This window comes from Arthrobacter sp. SAFR-179 (assembly GCF_059414945.1).
The window spans coordinates 1-22,050 of record NZ_JBPFDM010000004.1; the positions used below are offsets into that span (position 1 = coordinate 1).

Annotated in this window: 15 protein-coding genes and 1 pseudogene; 7 read left to right on the forward strand and 9 right to left on the reverse strand. The window is 66.6% G+C overall.

Going from position 1 to position 22,050, the window contains the following annotated elements; translation table 11 throughout:
- Both ACR65K_RS08760 and lipB read right to left on the reverse strand, forming a co-directional pair.
- Positions 1-311, reverse strand: a pseudogene (locus ACR65K_RS08760) (lipoyl synthase); the annotation flags it as partial.
- Positions 308-976, reverse strand: coding sequence for a lipoyl(octanoyl) transferase LipB (lipB, locus tag ACR65K_RS08765; protein ID WP_440152324.1), 669 nt, complete (start codon positions 974-976; stop codon positions 308-310). The gene lipB and the pseudogene ACR65K_RS08760, both read right to left, overlap by 4 nt.
- A 136-nt stretch (positions 977-1,112) precedes the next feature.
- Between lipB and ACR65K_RS08770 the strand changes: the two genes are divergently transcribed.
- Positions 1,113-2,750 (forward strand): serine/threonine-protein kinase, encoded by a 1,638-nt coding sequence (locus tag ACR65K_RS08770; protein ID WP_440152325.1) that lies wholly within the window; start codon positions 1,113-1,115, stop codon positions 2,748-2,750.
- Here ACR65K_RS08770 and ACR65K_RS08775 read toward each other — a convergent pair.
- A complete protein-coding gene (locus ACR65K_RS08775; RefSeq protein WP_440152326.1) occupies positions 2,747-3,649 on the reverse strand; it encodes a TIGR01777 family oxidoreductase in 903 nt (300 codons plus the stop codon). The genes ACR65K_RS08770 and ACR65K_RS08775 overlap by 4 nt on opposite strands.
- 73 nt (positions 3,650-3,722) lie before the next feature.
- On the opposite strand from ACR65K_RS08775, the gene ACR65K_RS08780 reads away from it, so the two are divergent.
- On the forward strand, positions 3,723-7,316 hold the full coding sequence (locus tag ACR65K_RS08780) for a S41 family peptidase (RefSeq protein ID WP_440152328.1): 3,594 nt from the start codon (positions 3,723-3,725) through the stop codon (positions 7,314-7,316).
- Between the two features lie 82 nt (positions 7,317-7,398).
- Here the strand turns inward: ACR65K_RS08780 and ACR65K_RS08785 are convergent, their stop codons facing one another.
- The 5 genes from ACR65K_RS08785 to ACR65K_RS08805 all read right to left on the reverse strand — a co-directional run bounded on the left by ACR65K_RS08785 (position 7,399) and on the right by ACR65K_RS08805 (position 13,599).
- Positions 7,399-7,827, reverse strand: a complete 429-nt coding sequence (locus tag ACR65K_RS08785) for an OsmC family protein (RefSeq protein ID WP_056333222.1) — start codon at positions 7,825-7,827, stop codon at positions 7,399-7,401.
- 188 nt (positions 7,828-8,015) lie between these two features.
- Positions 8,016-8,369: a hypothetical protein gene (locus ACR65K_RS08790; protein WP_056333225.1), complete on the reverse strand. Its 354-nt coding sequence runs from the start codon at positions 8,367-8,369 to the stop codon at positions 8,016-8,018.
- 161 nt (positions 8,370-8,530) lie between these two features.
- Positions 8,531-10,312: a 2-oxoglutarate dehydrogenase, E2 component, dihydrolipoamide succinyltransferase gene (gene sucB / locus ACR65K_RS08795; RefSeq protein WP_440152329.1), complete on the reverse strand. Its 1,782-nt coding sequence runs from the start codon at positions 10,310-10,312 to the stop codon at positions 8,531-8,533.
- Between the two features lie 114 nt (positions 10,313-10,426).
- The gene (gene lpdA, locus ACR65K_RS08800) at positions 10,427-11,809 is read right to left on the reverse strand and encodes a dihydrolipoyl dehydrogenase (RefSeq protein WP_056333229.1); all 1,383 of its coding nucleotides are present in this window, start codon (positions 11,807-11,809) and stop codon (positions 10,427-10,429) included.
- Positions 11,810-12,075: 266 nt separating this feature from the next.
- Positions 12,076-13,599, reverse strand: coding sequence for a leucyl aminopeptidase (locus ACR65K_RS08805; protein ID WP_440152331.1), 1,524 nt, complete (start codon positions 13,597-13,599; stop codon positions 12,076-12,078).
- 256 nt (positions 13,600-13,855) lie between these two features.
- Between ACR65K_RS08805 and ACR65K_RS08810 the strand changes: the two genes are divergently transcribed.
- From ACR65K_RS08810 to ACR65K_RS08825, 4 genes are all read left to right on the forward strand, one after another.
- Complete coding sequence (locus ACR65K_RS08810; protein WP_440152332.1) at positions 13,856-14,794, forward strand: proteasome assembly chaperone family protein; 939 nt, start codon at positions 13,856-13,858, stop codon at positions 14,792-14,794.
- A 51-nt stretch (positions 14,795-14,845) separates the two neighbouring features.
- Positions 14,846-16,192, forward strand: coding sequence for an MFS transporter (locus ACR65K_RS08815; protein ID WP_440152333.1), 1,347 nt, complete (start codon positions 14,846-14,848; stop codon positions 16,190-16,192).
- A 95-nt stretch (positions 16,193-16,287) separates the two neighbouring features.
- Complete coding sequence (locus tag ACR65K_RS08820; RefSeq protein WP_440152335.1) at positions 16,288-17,646, forward strand: DUF4192 domain-containing protein; 1,359 nt, start codon at positions 16,288-16,290, stop codon at positions 17,644-17,646.
- Positions 17,647-17,961: 315 nt separating this feature from the next.
- The gene (locus ACR65K_RS08825; RefSeq protein ID WP_056333241.1) at positions 17,962-19,275 is read left to right on the forward strand and encodes an RNA polymerase sigma factor; all 1,314 of its coding nucleotides are present in this window, start codon (positions 17,962-17,964) and stop codon (positions 19,273-19,275) included.
- Between the two features lie 177 nt (positions 19,276-19,452).
- Here ACR65K_RS08825 and ACR65K_RS08830 read toward each other — a convergent pair whose 3' ends face one another.
- Positions 19,453-19,674, reverse strand: coding sequence for a DUF7455 domain-containing protein (locus ACR65K_RS08830; protein WP_013600696.1), 222 nt, complete (start codon positions 19,672-19,674; stop codon positions 19,453-19,455).
- A 256-nt stretch (positions 19,675-19,930) separates the two neighbouring features.
- Between ACR65K_RS08830 and ACR65K_RS08835 the strand changes: the two genes are divergently transcribed.
- Positions 19,931-22,039, forward strand: coding sequence for a DNA gyrase/topoisomerase IV subunit B (locus ACR65K_RS08835; RefSeq protein WP_440152336.1), 2,109 nt, complete (start codon positions 19,931-19,933; stop codon positions 22,037-22,039).
- Positions 22,040-22,050 lie beyond the last annotated feature (11 nt).

Genomic DNA, 22,050 nt, shown 5'->3' on the forward strand with positions numbered 1-22,050 from the left:
GTGGGTTCGAACATGTCCACGGGGGAGGGTTTGCCGGTGTCGATCTGGCAGAAGTCGCAGCGGCGGGTGCATTCGGAGCCGCCGATCAGGAAGGTGGCTTCCTTGTCTTCCCAGCATTCGAAGATGTTGGGGCAGCCGGCTTCTTCGCAGACGGTGTGCAGGCCTTCCTTTTTCACCAAGTTCTTCAGCCCGACGAACTCCGGGCCCATCTGGACCTTGGCCTTGATCCATTCCGGTTTGCGTTCCACCGGGACCGCAGCGTTTCGCTGCTCGATCCGCAGCATCTTCCGGCCTTCAGGTGCCAATGTCACAGTAGAGCTCCTTCAGGGCTCGAAACCAATGCTTCTTCATGTTTGCGGAATTCCTCCACGAACCGGTCCACGATATCCGCTGGCCGGATGTCCCGGCCTGTCTCCTGGGACATGGTGGTCACGCCGGCGTCGGTGATGCCGCAGGCGATGATCTGGCCGTAGGGTGCCAGGTCGTTGCTGCAGTTGATGGCAATGCCGTGCATGGTGACACCGTTCAGGACGCGGATGCCGATGGCGGCGATCTTGCGGTCCGGACCCTTGGCATCGGCCTTGATCCAGACACCTGCGCGGCCCTTGATGCGTTCGGCAGTGATGCCGTAGTCCGCCATGACGGTAATCATGACCTCTTCCAGACGCTCCACGTAATCACGGATGCCGGCGCGGTTCTTCAGCTTCAGGATGGGGTAGGCAATCAGCTGGCCCGGTCCGTGCCAGGTAAGTTTGCCGCCGCGGTCCACGGCGACAACCGGCGTGCCGTCAAACGGCCGCTCGTGGTCCTCGGTCAGTTTGCCGGCCGTGTATACGGCGGCGTGCTCCAAGAGCAGGACTGTGCTGGGCGCAACTCCGGCGACAACCTTGTCATGGAGTTCGCGCTGGGCATCCCAGCCTTCCATGTAATCAACGAAGTCAGGGGCAAGACCCAGCCGTGAAAACTCAAGAGTCATGGCATCCAGCTTAGACCCCGAAGCCGTGCCGGCCGGGTTTAGTGTCCAAGCTCACCGGCTGCCCGCTTTGTGACCGCAACAGCCAGACCTGTGGATAACTTCTGCAGCGCGGCCGAAACTCGACTACACATGCAGTATGGACGATGCACAGGCGCCGGAGGTTCCCGGTTACGACGTCGGGCGGTTGCTGGGCAGGGGCGGCAGCGCCGACGTATGGCTGGCCAGGGAACAAGGCAGCGGCAGGGATTTCGCGCTCAAGTGCTTCCGCTCCGGGGGCAGTGGAATCCGGGGCAGCGCAGCCCTCAGCGAGGAGGACGTGAGGCGGGAGATCCGGATCCTGTCCGTCCTGGAGCACCAGCACCTCATTAAGGCCCACGACGCGGTGCGCGTGGCGGGACCCGGCGGCGGCACGGCCTTGAGCATGGATTATGCCGCCGGCGGCTCGCTGGCCCAGTTGGTGGCTGCCCGTGGCAGGCTCAGCGTGGGGGAGACGGTCACCGTTCTGACCCCCATCGCCCAGGCACTTGGCTACCTGCATGGAAAAGGGTTCACGCACTCGGACGTGTCGCCGGGGAACGTGCTGTTCACGGGGCAGGGGAAACCGATGCTGTCCGACCTGGGTGTTGCGCGGATGCTTGGCGATCCGGGCAGCACAGGGACTGTTGGTACGGGGGGCTTCCTGGATCCGTCGCCGGTGGATGCCGTCCGCGCCGGACTCCAGCCGGGACGGGACGTCTACTCGGTGGCCGCCCTGGGCTGGTTCTGCCTGACGGGTGAGGCCCCTGGCCGCACCGCCGACCGTCCCCCGCTGTCCCTCCTGGTTCCCGGCGTCCCCAAGGATCTTGCGGCCGCCCTGGAAGCAGGACTGAACGAGGACCGGCGGCTGCGCCCTGACGCGCTGGCCCTGGCCACGGCCGTTTACCGCAGTGCCGAACCCCAGCCCGTGGATCTTTCGGATGCCGTCCATCCCACCGTCCTGCCGGAGCTGCTGACGCGGCGCCACGTTCCCGCCACCCCAAAAGGCGGCAGCCTTCGGGCGAAACTCCAGGGCCTGCGGCGGCGGGCGGTGACATCCCGCTGGTCCGCCCGGCCGGTGCCACAGGAGAACAGGAACCGGCGGCAGTCAAAGGCGGTGCAGTCCCGGGGTAAACATGCGGATGCGCCCGTTGCCTCCCGGGGTACCCGCATGCTTCTGCCTGTGATGGTCCCGGCCGTTGCCGCCGCCGCGGCGGGAATGTGGTGGCTGTCCGCGGGGTCAGGGCAGGAGATATGGGCCTCGGCAAACGTATCGCCGCCGGTGTCTGCGGACCCATCCGGGGCGGTCGCCGTCGGAACGGGCGCAGCTGCATCTGTTGACGGTGCCCGGCAGCGGGCCGGCGCAGTTGATCCCGTACTTGCCGTGCAGGGGCTGGCGGCGCTGCGGGACTATGCCTTCAGCAGCGGCAGGCTGGAACTGCTGGCGGAGGTGAACGCGTCCGGGTCTGCTGCAGCGGCCGCGGACGAGCGCACCGCCGGCGAACTTCATGCTTCCAGGCGCCGCCTTGACGGCTTTACCAGCACCCTGTCCGGGATGGTGGTGGAAGACGGGGGAACCGCGCACCAGGCCGTAGTCCGGGTCACCTCAGCCACCTCCGGCTACCACACAGTCAGCGCGGAAGGCACGGTGCTGGCAGCGGGTGCTCCCAGTCCGCCACAGCCCCTTCGGCTGGTCCTGGTGATGGTCGATGGCCGGTGGCGCGTCAGCGACATCCTTGCGGCATCCGGTTCCGGCTAGGCGCTGCCGCCCTTGCCGGCCACCCAGCGGGCTGCATCTTCCAAACGTCCGTGCTGCCACTGGAACCCGGCCGATGACAGGACCGCAGGTTCCATCCGCTGGCTGTATAGCAGCAGCTCCTCGCCGAGGCCCGGCATGACGGTCCGCAGCACAGGTGCCGGAACCCGCAGCACGGCCGGCCGGTGCATGGCGTGGGCCAGGGCCCCGATGATCGTGGTGACGTCCGCCTGCTCCGGTGCGTTGACATTCACGGGGCCGGAGACCGGTGAGCCGAGGAGGAAAAGGAAGGCGGCGGTAACGTCCGGAAGCGTCACCCAGGGCCAGAACTGGTGGCCGTTGCCGAACGGACCTCCAACGCCCAAACGCAGCAGCGGAAGCAGCTTCCCCAATGCTCCACCGGAACGGCTGAACACCACCCCGGTGCGGGGCGTTACCACCCGCACCCCTGCCGGAGCCATGTGGGCAGCCTGCTCCCACTCAATGCAGATCTGCGCCAGCGTCCCGGAACCCGCGGGCGCGTCTTCGCGCAGGACCGTATAACCCGCATCGCCGTAGTAGCCCGAACCTGACTGGCTGATGAAGGTTGCCGGCGGAGCATCCAGCTGCGCCATGGCGTGCACCAAAGTCCTGGTGGGCCCCAACCGGGAACTGAACAGTTCCTCCACCCGCTTCCGCGTCCACGGCCTGTCTCCGATGCCTGCACCGGAGAGATTGACCACAGCATCTGCCCCGGCCAGCGCGCCTGGATCCAGGATGCCGGCGGCGGGGTCCCAGCGGATTTCGGCGGGGCCGGCTGGCGGCCGGCGGACCAGGGTCGACACCGAGTGGCCTGCGCTGCGGAAGGCTGCGGACATGGAAGTGCCGATGAGCCCGGAGGCGCCGGCCATGACGATATGCATGGTCCATCTCACCATGGCAGCGCGCGTTGTGTACCTCCCGCTGCGCAGGTGGGGGGTTGACTATGATCGAACGATGACCTCTTCGAGCTACTTCCGTTTCCCGCATGTGCACAGCGATCTGGTCACTTTCGTGGCCGAGGACGACGTGTGGATTGCGCCCCTGGACGGCGGCCGCGCCTGGCGTGTCTCGTCGCTCCAGCTTCCCGCCCGCAACCCGCGTTTCACCCCTGACGGCAAGCGCCTGGTGTGGACGGTTGTGCAGGGAACGGCGCCGGAAGTCGTGTCGGCACAGGTCGACGGCGGCGGGTACCGGCAGCTCACTTACTTCGGCCACAGCACCACGAAGGTCAAGGGATTCACCGCCGGTGGTTCCGTAGTGGTCACCAGCGCGTTCCGCCAGGCTGAGAGCCGGCACACCCACGCCTACAGCGTCCCCCTGGAGGGCGGCTGGGCGCAGGAGCTTCCATACGGTCCGGTTGAGTCCGTAGCCTTCGGCCCCGAGGTCGGCGATGAACGGCCCGTGGTGCTGGCAAGCGTGCTGTCGCGTGAACCGGCATGGTGGAAGCGGTACCGGGGCGGGACGGCCGGCAAGTTGTGGATCGACCGCGACGGCAACGGCGAGTTCGAGCGCCTGGTGCCGGACCTTGACGGCAACCTCACCGATCCGCTGTGGGTGGACGGCCGGATCGCCTTCCTGTCCGACCACGAAGGGTACGGCAACCTGTACTCGGTCCTTCCCAGCGGAAAGGACCTGCGCCGCCATACCGACCACCAGGACTTCTACGTCCGGCACGCCGCCACGGATGGCAAGCGGGTCATCTTCGAATCCGCCGGGGAACTCTGGATCCTCCGTGATCTTGGCTCGGAAGCCGCAAAGCTGGACATCACCCTCGGCTCGGCCACGCAGACCAGGCGTCCTGCCCTCCTGGATGCCGTCAAGCACCTTGGTGCGGTGGCGCCGGACGTGGCAGGTTCCGCCAGCGCGGTGGAGTCGCACGGGACCATCCATTGGCTACGGCAGAAGGATGGTCCGTCCCGCATCATCGAGGCCACCCCGGGAGTCCGCGGCCGGCTGCCGCGGCCGCTGGGGGACGGCCGCATCGCCTACATCGCTGACCACGACAACGTGGAAGCACTGCACATCAAGGACATTGCCGCGCCGGTTCCGCACACTGCCGGGCACACTGGGGCAGGCGCCACCCTGGCCGCCGCAGCATCGGAAACACCAGCGTCACCAACTCCCGGTTCCGGAGACACAGCAGAGACCGGCGCGGCGGGGACGGAAACGGTGAGCCTGCCGCAGCCTGTTCCCGCGGCCGGCGCGGCGGGGACGGAAACGGTGAGCCTGCCGCAGCCTGTTCCCGCGGCCGGCGCGGCGGTACTGGAGGGACGTGCGCCCCACGTTGCCGCGGACGACGAACAGCAGGCAGATGTGGCACCGGCTCCCGCAGCTGACGCTCCGGAACCCGCGGCAGGGACAGGCATCACCGTCCCCACGCCGTCACGCGCCAGTTCGCTGGAAGCAAGCCCGGACGGACGCTGGCTTGCCCTGGGGACCTCCTTTGGCGACGTCTACGTCCTGGACACCCGCGGCGGCCAGCTCACACAGGTGGCAAGCATCGGCGAAGGCAGCATTTCCGAACTGGCATGGTCCGCGGACTCGCGCTGGCTGGCCTGGTCCGAGCCGGTCACGTCCTTTGGTTCGCGCAGCCGGCTGCGGCTGGCCACTGTGGAACGGCTCGACGCCGAACCGGTGGACGTTACCGACGGCCGTTTCCGCGACGCCTCGCCGGCCTTCACCCCGGACGGCAGGTTCCTCGCCTTCCTGTCCAACCGCAGCTTCGATCCCGTGTACGACGGACATTCGTTCGACCTCTCGTTCCCCAGCCCCATCAAGCCGTACCTGGTGGCACTCTCGGCAGAGACGCCGTCGCCCTTTGGCCCGTCGGTTGATCCTGCCGGCGTGGAACCGGAAACCGGATTCAACGCGGATGCCGCGGCAGGCGGCGACGGACGGGAAGATGCCGTGCCTGCCGTCCACGTGGACGCGGAGGGACTGGCGCACCGGGTCATCAGTGTTCCCGTGCCGCAGGGCAACTACACCTCGCTGAAGGCCGTTGACGGCGGCCTCCTCTGGCTCGACTCCGCCCTGGCCGGCGTAACCGGCGACGGAAAGGCCAGCCAAGAGGACAAGGATGCCCGCCCCAGCCTGGTCCGGTATGACATCGCACGGCGCAAACAGACCACCCTGATGGATGCCGTGGACAGCTACCGCCTCTCCGGCGACCGCAGCAAGGTGGCAGTGATTGCCGACAAACAGGTCACCGTGATTCCATCGGACGCCAAGGCGGACGAAGACTCCGGCAAGGCGGTCAAGGTGGACCTTGGCCGGATCCGCGTCCTCATGGACCCGCTCAGCGTCTGGGGCCAGGCCTTTGATGAGGCCTGGCGGCTGCAGCGGGACTTCTTCTGGACCGAGGACATGGCCGGTCAGGACTGGGACTCCATCCATGCCCGCTACCGGCCCCTGGTTGAACGGCTGGGTTCGCACGATGACCTGGTGGACCTGCTGTGGGAACTCCATGGCGAGCTGGGGACTTCCCACGCGTACGTGCGCCCCGCCCCTGTTACCGAACGTGGCAGCCGGGGACAAGGCAGGCTCGGCGCGGACCTCGCGCACACTGCCCGCGGCTGGGAAATTACCCGCATCCTGGCGGGCGAGTCCTCCGACCCCCTCGCGACCTCCCCGCTCACCAGGCCTGGCGTCGGTGCCAGGGCGGGGGACATCCTGCTGGCCATCGACGGCGTCCCGTTGTCCGAAGGCGTCACCCCGGCCATGCAGCTGGTGGGCGCAGCAGGCCGAGCCGTGGAGCTGACCCTCCTCAACGGCCCTGGGCACGGTGCTGCTGAAGGCACCCAGCGCCGGGTCGCCGTCGTGCCCATCAAGGATGAGGAACGCCTGCGCTACCAGGAATGGGTTGCGGGCAACCGGCGGACTGTCCGGGAGGCCTCCAACGGAACCTTCGGCTACCTCCACATTCCGGACATGATGGCCAACGGCTGGGCCCAGCTGCACCGCGACCTCGATACGGAAACAGCGCTCGACGGCCTGATTGTCGACGTCCGCCGCAACCGTGGCGGACACACGTCGCAGCTGGTGGCGGAACTGATCGGCCGCAAGGTCACCGGATGGAGCATGCCGCGCGGGGAGAAACCGCGCACGTACCCGCACCACGCGCCCAGGGGGCCAGTGATCATCCTTGCGGACGAGTTTGCCGGATCCGACGGCGACATCATCACCCAGGTGTCGAAGCTGCGGGGCATCGGCCCGGTCATTGGAACACGGACGTGGGGCGGTGTGGTGGGCATCGACAACCGGTTTGCGCTGGCGGACGGCACGGGCGTCACCCAGCCCCGCTACGCCAACTGGTTCAGCGGCGGCGTTGGCTGGGGCGTGGAAAACTACGGCGTGGATCCGGACATCGAAGTGACCTACCCGCCCCACGCCTACGCGGCGGGCCGCGATCCGCAGCTGGAGTACGGCATCGGGGCGCTGAAGGAAATGATCCAGGAACTGCCCACCGACCGGCCGCCGGCCCGTTCGGGCTACCGCCGCCTGAAGCCCGCACCCCTGCCGGCCCGCCGGCAGGGGAGCCAGCAGCCGTAGCTCCAGACGGTAACTAAAACGCCCTGCCCGGCCGGAAAATCTTCCGGCCGGGCAGGGCGTTTTGGTTAGCGCGGGGCGGGGCCTAGGCCTCCAGCGTGGCGTCCAGCGTGATGTCGATGCTGGCGAGGGCGCCGGAGACGGGGCAGCCCACCTTGGCGTCCGCTGCGATCTTCTGGAACTCATCCTCTGAGATGCCGGGGACGCGGGCTGACATGGTCAGGTGGCTGCCGGTGATGCCCGTGCCCGGCACGAAAGTAACATCTGCCTTGGTGCGCACTTCCTCCGGTGTGTGGCCTGCATTGGCCAGTTCATTGCTAAAGGCCATGGAGAAGCAGGCAGCGTGGGCTGCAGCGATCAGCTCTTCCGGGCTCGTCTTGCCGTTGGCCGCTTCAGTCCTGGCCTTCCACGTGACATCGAAGGTGCCCAGGCCTGAGGTGGCCAGGCTGGTGGTGCCGGAACCCTCCGTCAGGTTGCCGTTCCATACTGCGTTTGCTGAACGTGTTGCTGCCATGTCACTCCTCAGATTGATCCTTACCGGGGCAGGCTGCTGCCAGGACCCCGCCGCTACCCATCCTAGGGATTCGGCACCGCAGGCGCACGGGTTGTCCGCTGTCAGAGGATTGTGACCATGGCGTTAATACGCCGCCGACGGCGCCCCTGTGAAGGGGCGCCGCCGGCGTAGGGTGCGGATGGAGCCGCTTACTGCCACAAGGTGGCGATGGCGATGTTGACCAACGCCAGTCCGCCGACGCCGTGCGCGAGGCCGGTGGAGACAGGCTGCCCGTTCTTGACCTTGCGCGTTCCAATGACTGCCAGGACGGCAACCACGACGGCAATGACGAACTTGATGCCCAGCTTGGCGTAGTTGGGGTCGGAGTCCGGCAGGAACGGCAGGATGCCCATCATGGCGATGCCGGTGAGGAGCTGCAGGAAGGCGCCGTCACGCTGGCGCGGGTGCACCGTGGGGGTCCGCATCGTGGCGATCCAGTAGCCCACGATCATGGCGGCGCCCACGACGTGCAGGAAGACCAGGATGTTGAAGAGAATATTCATGGCTCCAGCTTAGCCAGTCAGTTCTACGGCCCGTAGCAAAGCCACGCGGACGTCAGCTCCGGCGGCCCCGGGCTGCTTCAGCTTAAAACCGCGACGGCGGCGCCGGCTGCGGGAGGTTTCCCACCCGTGCCGGCACCGCCGTCGTTGTACTGCTCTGAAGGTTACAGTCCCAGGTCCGCTTCGAAGGCGCCTTCTTCGAGGCGTGCCTTCAGGGTCTGGAGGAACCGGCCTGCGTCGGCACCGTCCACCAGGCGGTGGTCGTACGTCAGGGACAGGTACATCATGGAGCGGATGGCGATTGAGTCGTCACCGTTTTCGTCAGAAACCACAACGGGCCGCTTGACGATGGCGCCGGTTCCCAGGATGCCCACCTGCGGCTGGTTGATGATCGGAGTATCGAACAGCGCGCCCACCGAACCGATGTTGGTGATGCTGAACGTGCCGCCGGACAGCTCGTCAGGGCCGATCTTGCCGTCGCGGGTGCGGGAGGCAACATCGGCGATCTTGCCGGCCAGGCCGGCAAGGTTCAGGTTGCCGGCGTCGGCGATGACCGGAACCAGCAGGCCCTTGTCCGTGTCGACGGCGATGGCCAGGTGTTCGGCGTTGTGGTAGGTGATTTCCTGCTTTTCCTCGTCGTACGCAGCGTTGAGCTTGGGGTGCTGCTTGAGGGCCTCGGCAACAGCCTTGGCGATGAAGGGCAGGAACGTCAGCTTGGTGCCGTTCTGGGCCTGGAACGAGTTCTTGGCCCGGGCACGCAGCTTGGCGACCTTGGTCATGTCCACCTCGTGGACCTGGGTCAGCTGGGTGGAGATCTCCAGGGATTCGCGCATGCGCCGGGCAATGACCTGGCGGATGCGGGGAGCCTTCTGGGTGGTGCCGCGCAGCGAGGAAGCAGCTGCAGCCGAGGCGGCCGGTGCGGACGCAGCAGGAGCTGCGGCCGGAGCGGCAGCCGGAGCGGCCTTGGCCTCAGCGGCGGCCATGACGTCCTGCTTGCGGATGCGGCCGCCAACGCCGGTGCCGGCGAGCGAGGAGATGTCCACGCCGTGCTGGTTGGCCAGCTTGCGGACCAGGGGAGTGACGTAGCCGGACTCCGAACCACCGGCCGGTGCCGGCTCCTGGGCTGCGGGAGCAGCAGCGGGAGCGGGGGCCGCCTTGGGAGCTTCCTGGGCGGGTGCCGGGGCAGGTGCAGCCGGGGCTTCCTGCTTGGGGGCCTCCTGCTTGGGTGCTTCCTGCTTGGGTGCTTCCTGCTGCGGAGCGGCAGCCGGGGCCGGTGCAGCCTGGGGTGCCGGAGCAGCGGCTGCGCCGGAACCGATCACGGCAAGCACGGAACCGACTTCAGCGGTCTCGTCCTCGTTGACCCGGATTTCCTGCAGCGTGCCGGCAACCGGGGACGGAATCTCGGTGTCCACCTTGTCCGTGGAGACCTCCAGCAGGGGTTCGTCGACCTCCACCTGGTCGCCAACGGCCTTGAGCCAGCGGGTGACGGTTCCTTCGGTGACGCTTTCGCCCAGTGCGGGGAGGGTTACCTCGTGGCTTTCGCCGCCGCCGGCAGCCGGCGGCTCCTGTGCGGGGGTTTCCTGTGCAGGTGCTTCCTGGGCGGGAGCTGCTTCAGCCGGTGCTTCCTGCGCAGGAGCTGCTTCCGCGGGAGCCTCCTGGGCCGGTGCGGCACCGGGAGCTTCTTCGGCGGGTGCGGAACCGCCGCCGGAGCCGTCACCGATGCGCACCAGGGGTGCGCCTACCTCGGCGGTCTCGTCTTCTGCGACCAGGATTTCTTCAATCACGCCAGCTACGGGAGAGGGGATTTCAGTGTCTACTTTGTCGGTGGAGACTTCGAGCAGCGGCTCGTCCACCTCTACCCGGTCACCTACCTGCTTGAGCCAGCGGGTGACGGTTCCTTCGGTGACACTCTCACCGAGGGCGGGCAAGTTAACGGATTCAGACATGTCGTCCCCGTTCTCCTTATTGATCTTTAGTGCGAATGATTGCTGCCTTGTTGGAAGCCTAGTGCACCCGGTCTGGACGACCGGGTGCACCGGGCCTGGTAATGCTGGGGAAACCTAGCCGTGCAGCGGCTTGCCGGCCAGCGCCAGGTGGGCTTCGCCGAGGGCTTCGTTCTGGGTGGGGTGGGCGTGCACCAGCTGTGCCACGTCCTCCGGGTAGGCTTCCCAGTTCACGATCAGCTGGGCCTCGCCCACCTGCTCGCCCATGCGTGCGCCGATCATGTGGACGCCCACAACGGGGCCGTCCTTCTGGCGGACCAGCTTGACCAGGCCGGAGGTGCCCAGGATGGAGCTCTTGCCGTTGCCGGCCAGGTTGTATTCCTGGGTCTGGACCTGGTCTTCGCCGAACTTTTCCTTGGCAGCCTTTTCGGTATAGCCGACGGTGGCGATTTCGGGTTCGGAGTAGGTGACCTTGGGGATGTTGATGTCTTCGACCACCACGGGCTTCAGGCCGGCGATTTCCTCGGCCACGAAGATGCCCTGCTGGTAGCCGCGGTGGGCCAGCTGCACGCCCGGGACGATGTCGCCCACGGCGTAGATGTTGCCCACGCCGGTGTGCAGGCGCTCGTTGGTGATGACGAAGCCGCGGTCGATGGTGACGCCGGCTTCCTCGTAGCCCAGGTTGGCCGTGACGGGGCCGCGCCCGACGGCGACCAGCAGCAGGTCCGCTTCGAACGTCTTGCCGTCCACCAGGGTGACCTTGACGCCGTCGTCATTCTGCTCCACGCCCTGGAAGAAGATGCCGGTGGAGAACTTGATGCCGCGCTTCTTGAAGGCGCGCTCGAAGTTCTTGACGATCGTGGCGTCCTCGTTGGGAACGAGGGAGGGCAGGCCTTCGACGATGGTGACGTCCACGCCGAACGACTTCCAGACCGAGGCGAATTCGACGCCGATGACGCCGCCGCCCAGGATGATGGCGCTCTTGGGGATGAAGTCCATGGTCAGGGCCTGGTCGGAGGTGATGACCTTGCCGCCGATTTCCAGGCCGGGCAGGGTGCGCGAGTAGGAGCCTGTGGCCAGGACGATGTTCTTGCCCTTGTACGCGGTGCCGTTCACCACAACGGTGTCGGTGCCCTGCAGCTTGCCTTCACCTTCGATGACGGTGATGCCCTTGGACTTGATGAGTCCCTGCAGGCCCTTGAACTTGCCGGCGATGATGCCGTCCTTGTACGCGTTAACGGCGTTGATGTCGATGCCGTCGAGGGTGACGTTCACGCCGTACTTGGCGGAGTCACGGGCGTGGTCGGCCAGCTCTGCGGAGTGCAGCAGGGCCTTAGTGGGAATGCAGCCGTTGTGGAGGCAGGTGCCGCCCAGCTTGCCCTTCTCCACGAGGCCGACGGTGAGGCCGAGCTGTACCCCGCGCAGCGCCGCAGCGTATCCGCCGCTGCCGCCACCGAGTACCAGGATGTCGAATTCTTGCGCAGTTGCCTGATCGGCCACTAAAACGCTCCCTCGCGTGAACGATGACGCGTTCTGCGCGCATCATCTGGTCTTGGAACTTGCACTGCCGTGATTATGTCAGCAGGGCAACTCTCTTGCATTTGTGACTACCGTGGTTCACCTTAGCGAACCACCTATCCATGCTCCACCTTGGCGCTGTGTTTGTGGAGCGCTTGTGTCCAGTGTCACGCGGCTCTGTGGTACAGGAATCACTGCACTTCAGAACCGCGTGACACAGTCGCTGCAGCCTTCGTCCGGACAGCTTTTCAGGCCGCGGCCAGGATGTCCTCGACGTAGGCAACCAGGGTACGGACAGTGCATCCGGTGCCCTGCTTGTGGGTGTAGCCGTAGGGGCTGCCGTTGTTAAAGGACGGCCCCGCGATATCGATGTGCGCCCAGGGGATCTGGTCGCCTGCCTTGTCCTTACCCACGAACTCGCGCAGGAACACGGCAGCGGTCATCATGCCGCCGTGGCGTTCGCCGATGTTGGCCAGGTCCGCCACCTGGGAATCCAGGCTGGGCCGCAGTTCCTCCGGCAGGGGCATGGGCCAGACGAGCTCGCCGGCGCGGTCCGCCGCTGCCTTGAGGGGGCCCGTGACGCTCTCCGAACCCATGACACCGGCAGTGCGGTTGCCCAGGGCGATGAGCTGCGCGCCGGTCAGCGTGGCCACGTCGATGATGGCGTCCGGGTATTCGCGGCTGGCGGCGACGATGCCGTCCGCCATCACCAGGCGGCCTTCGGCGTCGGTGTTGAGGACTTCCACCGTCTTGCCGCCGAACATGGTCAGCACATCGGCAGGGCGGGACGCGCCGCCGCCGGGCATGTTCTCTGCGATGCACAGCCAGGCGGTGGCCTTCACCGGCAGGCCCAGGCCGGCGAGGGCCAGGACAGTATTAAGTACGACGGCGGCGCCCGCCATGTCGCTCTTCATGTCGCCCATGTTCAGGGCCGGCTTGAGGGAGATGCCACCGGTGTCGAACGTGATGCCCTTGCCTACCAGGGCAATTTTGGCGGCGGCCTTGGCGGGGGAGTACTCGACCTTGACCAGCCGCGGCTGCCGGGTGGAGCCCTTGCCGACGCCCATGATGCCGCCGAAGCCTTCCTTTTCAAGGCGCTTCTCATCCCAGACGGTGACCTTGACGGGCAGGCCCTTGGCGAGGTCCTTGGCGGCCTCGGCGAAGGACTCCGGGTACAGGTGGCTCGGCGGCGTGTTGACCAGGGACCGGGTGGCGTTGACGGCCTTCGCCAGCAGTCCGGCCCGCTTCAGGGCGGAGTCCACGCCCGTGTTGCCTGCCAGTTCCGTGAAGATGACGGCATTGCGGACGGGATCCTTGAGCCCGTCGGTGGAAGTCCGGAACTCGGTGAAGGAATAGGCGCCCAGCGCGGCACCTTCGGCGACAGCCGTGACATCCTGGATGGTCGCCGTCGGGAATGCCAGCGTCACCGTGGGGAGGCCGGCCAGCTGCCGGATGGCCGATCCCGCCGCGCGGCGGAGGGATTCGCCCCCGAGCGGGCTGCTGTCAGACACTTTTCCCACCCCGGCGAGGACCAGGATGCCGGCGCCGGTCTCAGGCAGGCCGGGGAGGCGGACCAGCTGGTCCGCCGCGCCGGTCATACCAAGCGCCTTGAGCGAGTCAGCGAGGGCCTCCGCGGACTTCGCCGTGAGCGGGTTGTCCAGCAGGACTGGCCCGTCGCTTCCCTGCCCCACCCCGATGACCACTGCGTCGCTGGGGTTCTTCTTAAGGTCCCGCGAGACGGTACTAAGGTTGATTTCAGTATTCTTGACCACAGGGATGAGTCCTCAATTCTCGAAACGTTCGGGCAGGGATGCATGTTGGGCGCTCTGCCATGGTGGCCCGGAGCCGGCCGTTCTGGACGGTGCCCGGGTGCGTGCAAGCCCGTCTGGCAGGCCAGTTCCGATCGTAGCCCTTCGCCCGCACAGCGGGAGAATTTCCTGAGATGTGCGCCACACCGCGCCGCGGAATGCCGGATGCGCCCGCCGCGTTATGCAGGATGTCCACCCGTACCCCTGAAAGGAACACGCCGTGCTTGAACGGATTTCCGGCTCCCTGCTGGACCCCGACGCGCTCTATGCCAGCAACATCGAGCTGTTCCACAGCCCTGAGCTGCAGGGACTGGACCTGGTGATGGGTTTCACGGGGTTCGCCGACGCCGGCCATGTGGTCAAGCAGATCAACGCCGAGCTGCTGGACACCCTCGATGCCCAGCCCGTTGCTGTCTTCGATGCCGACCAGTTGATTGACTACAGGTCCCGGCGGCCGCACCTGAGCTTCGTGGAAGACCACATCCAGGACTACCAGGAGCCGCGCCTGGCCCTGTACCGGTTGGTGGATGGGCTGGGGAAGCCGTTCCTCCTCCTGGCCGGCTTCGAACCCGACCTGCAGTGGGAACGGTTCGCCCGTGCGGTAGTGAACATCGTGGAAAAGCTGGACGTCAACCTGGTCACCTGGATCCACTCCATCCCCATGCCCGTGCCCCATACCCGGCCCGTCGGCGTGACGGTGCATGGGAACCGGCCCGAGCTGATCGAGGGCATCTCCGTCTGGAAGCCCACCGTTGAAGTTCCGGCTGCTGTCGGCCACATCCTGGAGCTGCGCCTGGTAGAGGCAGGACGCAACGTTGCCGGATACGTCATCCACGTGCCGCACTACCTGGCTGAGGCCGAGTACCCCACCGCCGCCGTCGCCGGACTGGAATACCTTGGCGCCGCAACATCGCTGATGCTGCCCACCGACCGGCTCCGTGAGTCCGGCCGTGAGGTCAGCCGCCAGATCGCGCAGCAGATCGAGGCGTCCGAGGAGGTCCAGCAGGTGGTCTCCCGCCTTGAGACGCGGTACGACGAGAAGGCGGACGGCATGGTGCGCAGGTCGCTCCTGGCGAATGAGAATGACGAGCTTCCCGACGCGGACGACCTTGGAGCTGCCGTGGAGGCCTACCTGGCCAGGGAGAACCCCGGTCAGTAGCAGGGCGTCACAGCATCCGGGCCGCGGGTGCGGGCCGGGCATAATGAAGTAGTGACTGCTCCCCGCGCCTGGCTTATCTGGACCATTGGAATTTTCGGGTACCTGGTGGCCGTGGCACAGCGGACGTCCTTCGGCGTGGTGGGGCTTGAGGCCACGGAGCGCTTCCATGCGACCGCGTCCGCCATTTCCTTCTTCACTGTCCTGCAGCTGCTGGTCTACGCCGGGCTCCAGATTCCGGTGGGCGTGCTGGTGGACAGGTTCGGTTCGCGCGCCATGATCGCCGGCGGCGCTGTCCTGATGGGACTGGGGCAGCTGCAGCTGGCCTTCGCCGAAAGCATCCCCGGGGGAGTCCTGGGCCGGGTCCTGGTGGGTGCCGGTGATGCCATGACCTTTATCTCAGTGATCAGGCTCATCCCACTGTGGTTCGCCCCGGCCCGCGTCCCGCTGGTCACCCAGTTGACCGGCATGTCCGGCCAGTTGGGACAGCTCTTCAGTGTCCTGCCCTTCGCGCTGGTCCTGCACCTGTCCGGCTGGACCCCGGCTTTCCTGCTGCTGGCAGGGATGTCCGCCCTCGCCGTCGTGCTGGTACTGCTGCTCCTGCAGGATTCTCCACCCGGGACCGGGCGCCCGCATGCCAGGCAGGGACTCAGGGCCACCGGTGCCTCGCTGGCCCGTGCCTGGAGCCAGCCCGGGACCCGGCTGGGGATGTGGAGCCACTTCACCATCCAGTTCAGCGGCACCGTCTTCGCGATGACGTGGGGCTACCCGTTCCTGATTTCGGGCCAGGGGCTGGAGGCCGGCACCGTTGCCGCCCTGATGGCCCTGTACGTCGCGGCAGCCATGGCGGTGGGCCCGTTCATCGGCCGCTTCGTTTCGCGCCACCCCCTGCGCCGTTCCACCATGGTGCTGCTGATCGCCGGCGCCACCGCCGCAGCATGGGCCGCGGTGCTGCTTCTGCCCGGACGCGCCCCGCTGTGGCTGCTGGCCGGGCTGGTGGTGGTGCTCGCAATCGGCGGTCCCGGGTCGATGATCGGCTTCGACTTCGCACGGACCTTCAACCCGGCGCACCGGATCGGCACCGCCACCGGCATCGTCAACGTGGGCGGCTTCATCGCTGCCCTGGTGTCCATCTTCCTGATCGGACTGGTACTCGACGTCCTCTACGCCACCGGATTTTCCCAGGGGGTCCTCTACGGCCTGGCGCCCTTCAGGTTGGCCCTGAGTGTCCAGTTCCTGCTTTTGGCCATCGGTGCCGCGGCCATCCTGGCCTCCCGGCGGAAGGTGCGCCGGCAGATGGCTGCGCAGGGGATCGTGGTTCCGCCGCTGCGCAGCGCCCTCGCCCGGCAGCGCCGGGAAAGCCTGGCCCGCCGCCGCCAGCCGACGCCAAGCGACGACTGAGCCGGTCCGGCCACTCTTCCTCCACCGCACGGTGGCTACGCACATAGCCGGATTGGCCTCTGCCCGCACCATCGCCGGCGGCGAATGCTTGAGCCATGACAGCTTCAGAACGATTAATAGTCCGCGGGCCGGAAGACATCCTTGGCTTCATTCCACACTCGCTGGGGTACTGGCCAGAGGCAAGCCTGGTGGCCATGACGCTGCACGGCACCAGGCTTGGAGCCACGCTCCGGCTGGATCTGCCGGGGCCGGGAACAAGGGCGGACCCGGCAGTGTTTGCCCGTGCCGTCCGCCGCTACCTCGAATCAGACCAGGACGCTGACGGCGCTTTGCTGGCGGTCTTCACCAACGACGCCGGAATGGGCAGGCCGTCTGCGTACGACCTTCTGGTCGCCGCAGTGCAGAGTGTTCTGGACCAGGCCGGGATGCCCGTGCGTGATGCCTGGTTCGTGGGCGATGAGTACTGGCGGGACGCCTTGTGCAGCGACGCCACCTGCTGTCCGCTTCCAGGACGGCCCCTGCAGGAGATCAGGGACAGCATGCTGAATACGGAAATGGTGTACCGGGGCAGCAGTGTCGGACCCGCGCCACGATCCGCGGGCGGGCCCGAAGGCCCCCAGGCTCCGGTCCCTGCCCTTCACCTGGCGGCCGTCCTTGAGGCGGAGGCCGGCTGGGAGGCTGAGCTTGGCGGGCGGTCGCGGAGCAGGGCGCACTTCACTGCCGTGCTCGACTTCTGGGAGATGCTGCTTGACCGGACCCACGCGGGCCCTTGGATTCCGGACGCTGAGCGGGACGCCTTCCTGCGCGCCACACTGCTCGTTCCCACTTGGCGCGATGCCGTGCTCGTAATGGCTGCAGCGGGCAGGGCGGCCGCGGAGGCAGGCGCGGAACAGTTTCGCGTCCTCTCGGACGGAATTGGGGACGGCAGCGACCATTGCGTAGTGGCGGTGCCGTTGCTGCCGCCGGCGGAATCCGGCGGCCGGCGGCAGGGGGCAACGGAACCGGGGATAACGGGACGGGGGACAACGGAACCGGGGGCGAAAGCCCCGCGGGCATCGAGACGCGCGGCCGGGACGCGGCGCCGGATGCCGGGTGACGTTACCGGCGCTGTTCCTGCCGGCTACGGCGAGGTCCTCATGGGACTGGCGCCGGACGTGCCGGACTGGGCGCGCCTTGACGCGCTGGACCGGGTCCTCGGGCAGCTGGCGGTGCCCGGAGGTCCGCCGGCTGCCGCGGCGCTGACGCTCCGAGGCTGGGTGGCGTGGTGCCGCGGCCGCGGCTCCTACGCTGCTGCCCATCTGGGGCAGGCCCTTGAAATCGAGCCGGAATACCGGCTGGCCGAACTCCTGCTGGACCTCGTGGGCAGGGGAACGCTCTGTGGCTGGGCCGGGCGGAAGGACGCCGCCTGGCAGAAATTCCGGACGGATCCCGCAGGGCAAAAGGAAACGTTGTGAAGCGGGGTCAACCGGCCTGAAGCGCGGAGGACATGGGACCGGCCGGGACGGGCCGGCCAAGGGCAGCAGGAATGGATGGCGGCACGGGAGGCCGGATCCGGGCAAATCGTGAGACAATAGATGCCGAGACCCGGTTGGGTCCGTGTATCGAGTGCTTGTAACCGTCCCCGCAAGGGAACATTACAGCCGCTCCGGGAGTTGTCTTAAGTGACTCTGCCGGCCGTGGTGGTGCTTGGTTTTCACCACGGACTTGACAGGGTCATAGTGGTGTTGCCCGTATGGTGATTCCACAGACCACCGCTAGAAAGGTTTTCTGTGACCCCGTCTTCCACGAAGAAGGATTCCGCCGCCCAGGATGTCTTGTCCCCTGAGGAGAAGCAGGCCGCGACCAATGCCAAGCGGGCAGCCACGCGGGCAGCCAACAAGGCTTCGGCCGGCGAGGCTGCAGGCGACGGCAAGCGCGAGCCCAAGAAGCGTGGGCCCAAGCCCGGTGCCAAGGCCGCAGCCGAGGCTGCGGGAAAGGCCGCCGGTGACGTTGACCCCGATGAGGTCGAAGACGTCGAGGAAGACCTCGACGACATCGTCCTCGAGGGTCCGGACGCAGCAGAGGACGCCGACGCCGATCCCGTCAAGGGTGCCGCCGGCAGCGGCAAGGGCTTCGTCTACTCTGATGCGGACGACGATGACGCCCCAGTGCAGCAGGTCATGTCTGCCGGCGCCACGGCTGACCCCGTCAAGGACTACCTGAAGCAGATCGGTAAGGTGGCGCTGCTCAACGCGGAGCAGGAAGTCGACCTTGCACTGCGGATCGAAGCCGGGCTGTTCGCCGAGGAGAAGATTGCCGCCGACGACGGATCCATGGATCCGAAGTACAAGCGCGAACTCGAATTCATCATCCACGACGGCAAGCGCGCCAAGAACCACCTGCTGGAGGCCAACCTCCGCCTGGTGGTCTCGCTGGCCAAGCGCTACACCGGCCGCGGCATGCTGTTCCTGGACCTCATCCAGGAAGGCAACCTTGGCCTGATCCGCGCCGTGGAGAAGTTCGACTACACCAAGGGCTTCAAGTTCTCCACCTACGCCACGTGGTGGATCCGCCAGGCCATCACCCGCGCCATGGCCGACCAGGCCCGCACCATTCGTATCCCGGTGCACATGGTTGAGGTCATCAACAAGCTGGCACGCGTCCAGCGCCAGATGCTGCAGGACCTGGGCCGCGAACCCACGCCCGAAGAGCTGGCGCTGGAACTGGACATGACCCCGGAAAAGGTGGTGGAGGTCCAGAAGTACGGCCGCGAGCCGATTTCGTTGCACACCCCCCTGGGTGAGGACGGCGACTCCGAGTTCGGCGACCTGATTGAGGACTCCGAAGCTGTTGTTCCGGCCGACGCGGTGAGCTTCACCCTCCTGCAGGAGCAGCTGCACTCGGTCCTGGACACCCTTTCCGAACGCGAGGCCGGCGTGGTGGCCATGCGGTTCGGCCTCACTGACGGACAGCCGAAGACTTTAGACGAAATCGGCAAGGTCTACGGCGTCACACGCGAGCGGATCCGCCAGATCGAGTCCAAGACCATGTCCAAGCTCCGCCACCCCTCCCGGTCGCAGGTGCTCAGGGACTACCTGGACTAGGTCTCTTCCGCACATCAAAGCAGGGGCCGTTCCGAAACCCACTCGAGGTGGTTTTCGGAACGGCCCCTGCTTTGGTTTCAGCTGCTGCCGGCAGTGTCTGTCCCTGTGCCGTTAAACGGCTGCGGGGCCCTTCCTGAATGGAAGGGCCCCGCAGGTTCGTTGTTACCGATGCCTCATCTAGTCGATTTCCACGGCAGCTTTCTCGTGAAGCTTTCCCGTCTCGTCGTGCCAGTCGGAGCTCAACGGCTTGAGCGTCGCCTCGACTGCACGGGCGTGGTGGCCGCAGAACAACAGCTCACCGCCGGAGGACTCGAGTACAACCCGGACATATGCCTGAGCTCCGCAACGGTCGCACCGGTCGAGTGCGTTTAGTGTGCGGTCTGCCACTGCTGTTGTCATGTCGGCCTCCTTAGTAGATCAGTACATCTATATAACCAGTATTCGTATCCGAACCATCGCAAGGATGGGGCAAGTTCGCTGTCCGCGTATCCGCAAGGTTAGGTCAAGAATTGCCCAGTCCCGTGCATCACAAGGGCTGGTGGCGCGCCGCACATGGCGTTGAGGGTGTGGCAGGCGCCTGTGGCCGCTGCCGCCGACTACTCTGGAAGGTGCGGTCCCAGCGCCGCTTCCACGTCCCTGAAGGAGTTCATCACCAGTGGCACCAAGCTCTGAGTACACCGCCCGGCACCTTTCCGTACTGGAGGGCCTCGAAGCGGTCCGCAAGCGCCCGGGCATGTACATCGGCTCAACCGACTCGCGTGGCCTCATGCACTGCCTCTGGGAGATCATCGACAACTCCGTTGACGAGGCGCTGGCCGGGTTCGGCCACGACATCCGCATCATCCTGCACGCTGACAACTCCGTGGAGATCCACGACGACGGCCGCGGCATCCCCATCGACAAGGAACCCAAGACGGGCCTCACCGGCGTCGAAGTGGTGTTCACCAAGCTGCACGCCGGCGGAAAGTTCGGCGGCGGCTCCTACACCGCCTCGGGCGGCCTGCACGGTGTGGGCGCGTCCGTGGTCAACGCCCTGTCATCCCGGTTGGACGTCGAGGTGGACCGCGGCGGCAAGACGTACAAAATGTCCTTCCGCCGCGGCGAGCCGGGCCGCTTCAAGGACACCGGGTCCCGCCTGGACCCCTCAGCGCCGTTCACCCCGTTCGTCGATGATTCGGTGCTCGACATCGTGGGCAAGGCCAAGCGCGGCGTCACCGGAACCCGGATCCGCTACTGGGCGGACCGGCAGATCTTCACCCCCGATGCCAAGTTCTCCTACGAGGACCTCGTTGCCCGTGCCCGCCAGACCTCCTTCCTGGTGCCGGGCCTCAAGCTCACTGTGCGGGACGAACGCAAGCTCCCCGGAACCCCGGGCGAAGCGGGCCCGCATGAAGAGGTCTTCCACCACGACGGCGGAATCTCCGAGTTCGTCGAGTTCCTCGCCGCGGACCCGGCCGTCACCGACGTATGGCGGCTGCACGGATCGGGGAAGTTCAAGGAGACCGTCCCGGTCCTTGACGAACGCGGGCACAGCCAGCTGGCCGAGGTTGAACGTGACTGTGAAGTGGACGTGGCGCTGCGGTGGGGTATCGGCTACGACAGCACCGTGCGCAGCTACGTGAACATCATCGCCACGCCCAAGGGCGGCACCCACCAGTCCGGGTTCGAGCAGGCGCTGGTCAAGACATTCCGTAAAGCGGTCGAGACCAATGCCCGCAAACTCAAGGCCGGAAACGACAAGATCGAAAAGGACGACATCTTCGCCGGCCTGACGGCGGTGCTGACGGTTCGGCTCGCGGAACCGCAGTTCGAGGGCCAGACCAAGGAAATCCTGGGCACCAGCGCGGTGCGTGCCATCGTGGCAAGGGTGGTGGAGCGTGAAATCTCCGCCAAGTTGTCCGCCAGCAACCGGAACGACAAAGCCCAGTCCGCCCTGCTGCTGGAAAAGATCGTCAGCGAGATGAAGTCCCGCATCTCCGCACGCGTGCACAAGGAGACCCAACGGCGCAAGAATGCGCTGGAAACCTCCTCGATGCCCACCAAGCTCGCTGACTGCCGGACGGACGACGTCGAACGTTCCGAGCTGTTCATCGTGGAAGGCGACTCCGCGCTGGGCACCGCCAAGCTGGCCCGCTCCTCCGACTTCCAGGCGCTCCTGCCCATCCGCGGCAAGATTCTCAACGTCCAGAAGGCATCGGTGGGGGACATGCTCTCCAACGCCGAATGCGCCGCCCTTATCCAGGTGGTGGGCGCGGGCTCCGGCCGCAGCTTCGACATCGGCGCCGCGCGGTACGGCAAGGTGATCCTCATGACGGACGCCGACGTGGACGGCGCCCACATCCGGACCCTGCTGCTGACCCTTTTCTTCCGCTACATGCGGCCCATGATCCTGGAGGGCAGGGTGTTTGCCGCGGTTCCGCCGCTGCACCGGGTGGAGGTCATCAACGCCGGCCAGAAGGCCAACGAAATGATCTACACCTACTCCGAGGCCGAACTCCACGTCCTGCTGGCCCGCCTGGCCAAGGAGGGCAAGCGGTACAAGGAACCCATCCAGCGGTACAAGGGCCTGGGGGAGATGGACGCCGAGCAGCTGGCGGAAACCACCATGGACCCGCGGCACCGCACCCTGCGCAAGGTGGGGATCGAAAACGCGCAGCAGGCAGAGGAGATCTTTGACCTCCTGATGGGCTCCGACGTTTCCCCGCGCAAGGACTTCATCATCGCGGGCGCGTCCAGCCTTGACCGGGAGCGCATCGACGCCTGATTGAAGGCAGG

What these genes read in the sequence shown, in the direction of transcription:
- lipB (WP_440152324.1), bottom strand. Translation starts at nt 976, where the DNA reads ATGACTCTTGAGTTTTCACGGCTGGGTCTTGCCCCTGACTTCGTTGAT.
- ACR65K_RS08770 (WP_440152325.1), top strand. Translation starts at nt 1,113, where the DNA reads ATGGACGATGCACAGGCGCCGGAGGTTCCCGGTTACGACGTCGGGCGG.
- ACR65K_RS08775 (WP_440152326.1), bottom strand. Translation starts at nt 3,649, where the DNA reads ATGCATATCGTCATGGCCGGCGCCTCCGGGCTCATCGGCACTTCCATG.
- ACR65K_RS08780 (WP_440152328.1), top strand. Translation starts at nt 3,723, where the DNA reads ATGACCTCTTCGAGCTACTTCCGTTTCCCGCATGTGCACAGCGATCTG.
- ACR65K_RS08785 (WP_056333222.1), bottom strand. Translation starts at nt 7,827, where the DNA reads ATGGCAGCAACACGTTCAGCAAACGCAGTATGGAACGGCAACCTGACG.
- ACR65K_RS08790 (WP_056333225.1), bottom strand. Translation starts at nt 8,369, where the DNA reads ATGAATATTCTCTTCAACATCCTGGTCTTCCTGCACGTCGTGGGCGCC.
- sucB (WP_440152329.1), bottom strand. Translation starts at nt 10,312, where the DNA reads ATGTCTGAATCCGTTAACTTGCCCGCCCTCGGTGAGAGTGTCACCGAA.
- ACR65K_RS08820 (WP_440152335.1), top strand. Translation starts at nt 16,288, where the DNA reads ATGACAGCTTCAGAACGATTAATAGTCCGCGGGCCGGAAGACATCCTT.
- ACR65K_RS08830 (WP_013600696.1), bottom strand. Translation starts at nt 19,674, where the DNA reads ATGACAACAGCAGTGGCAGACCGCACACTAAACGCACTCGACCGGTGC.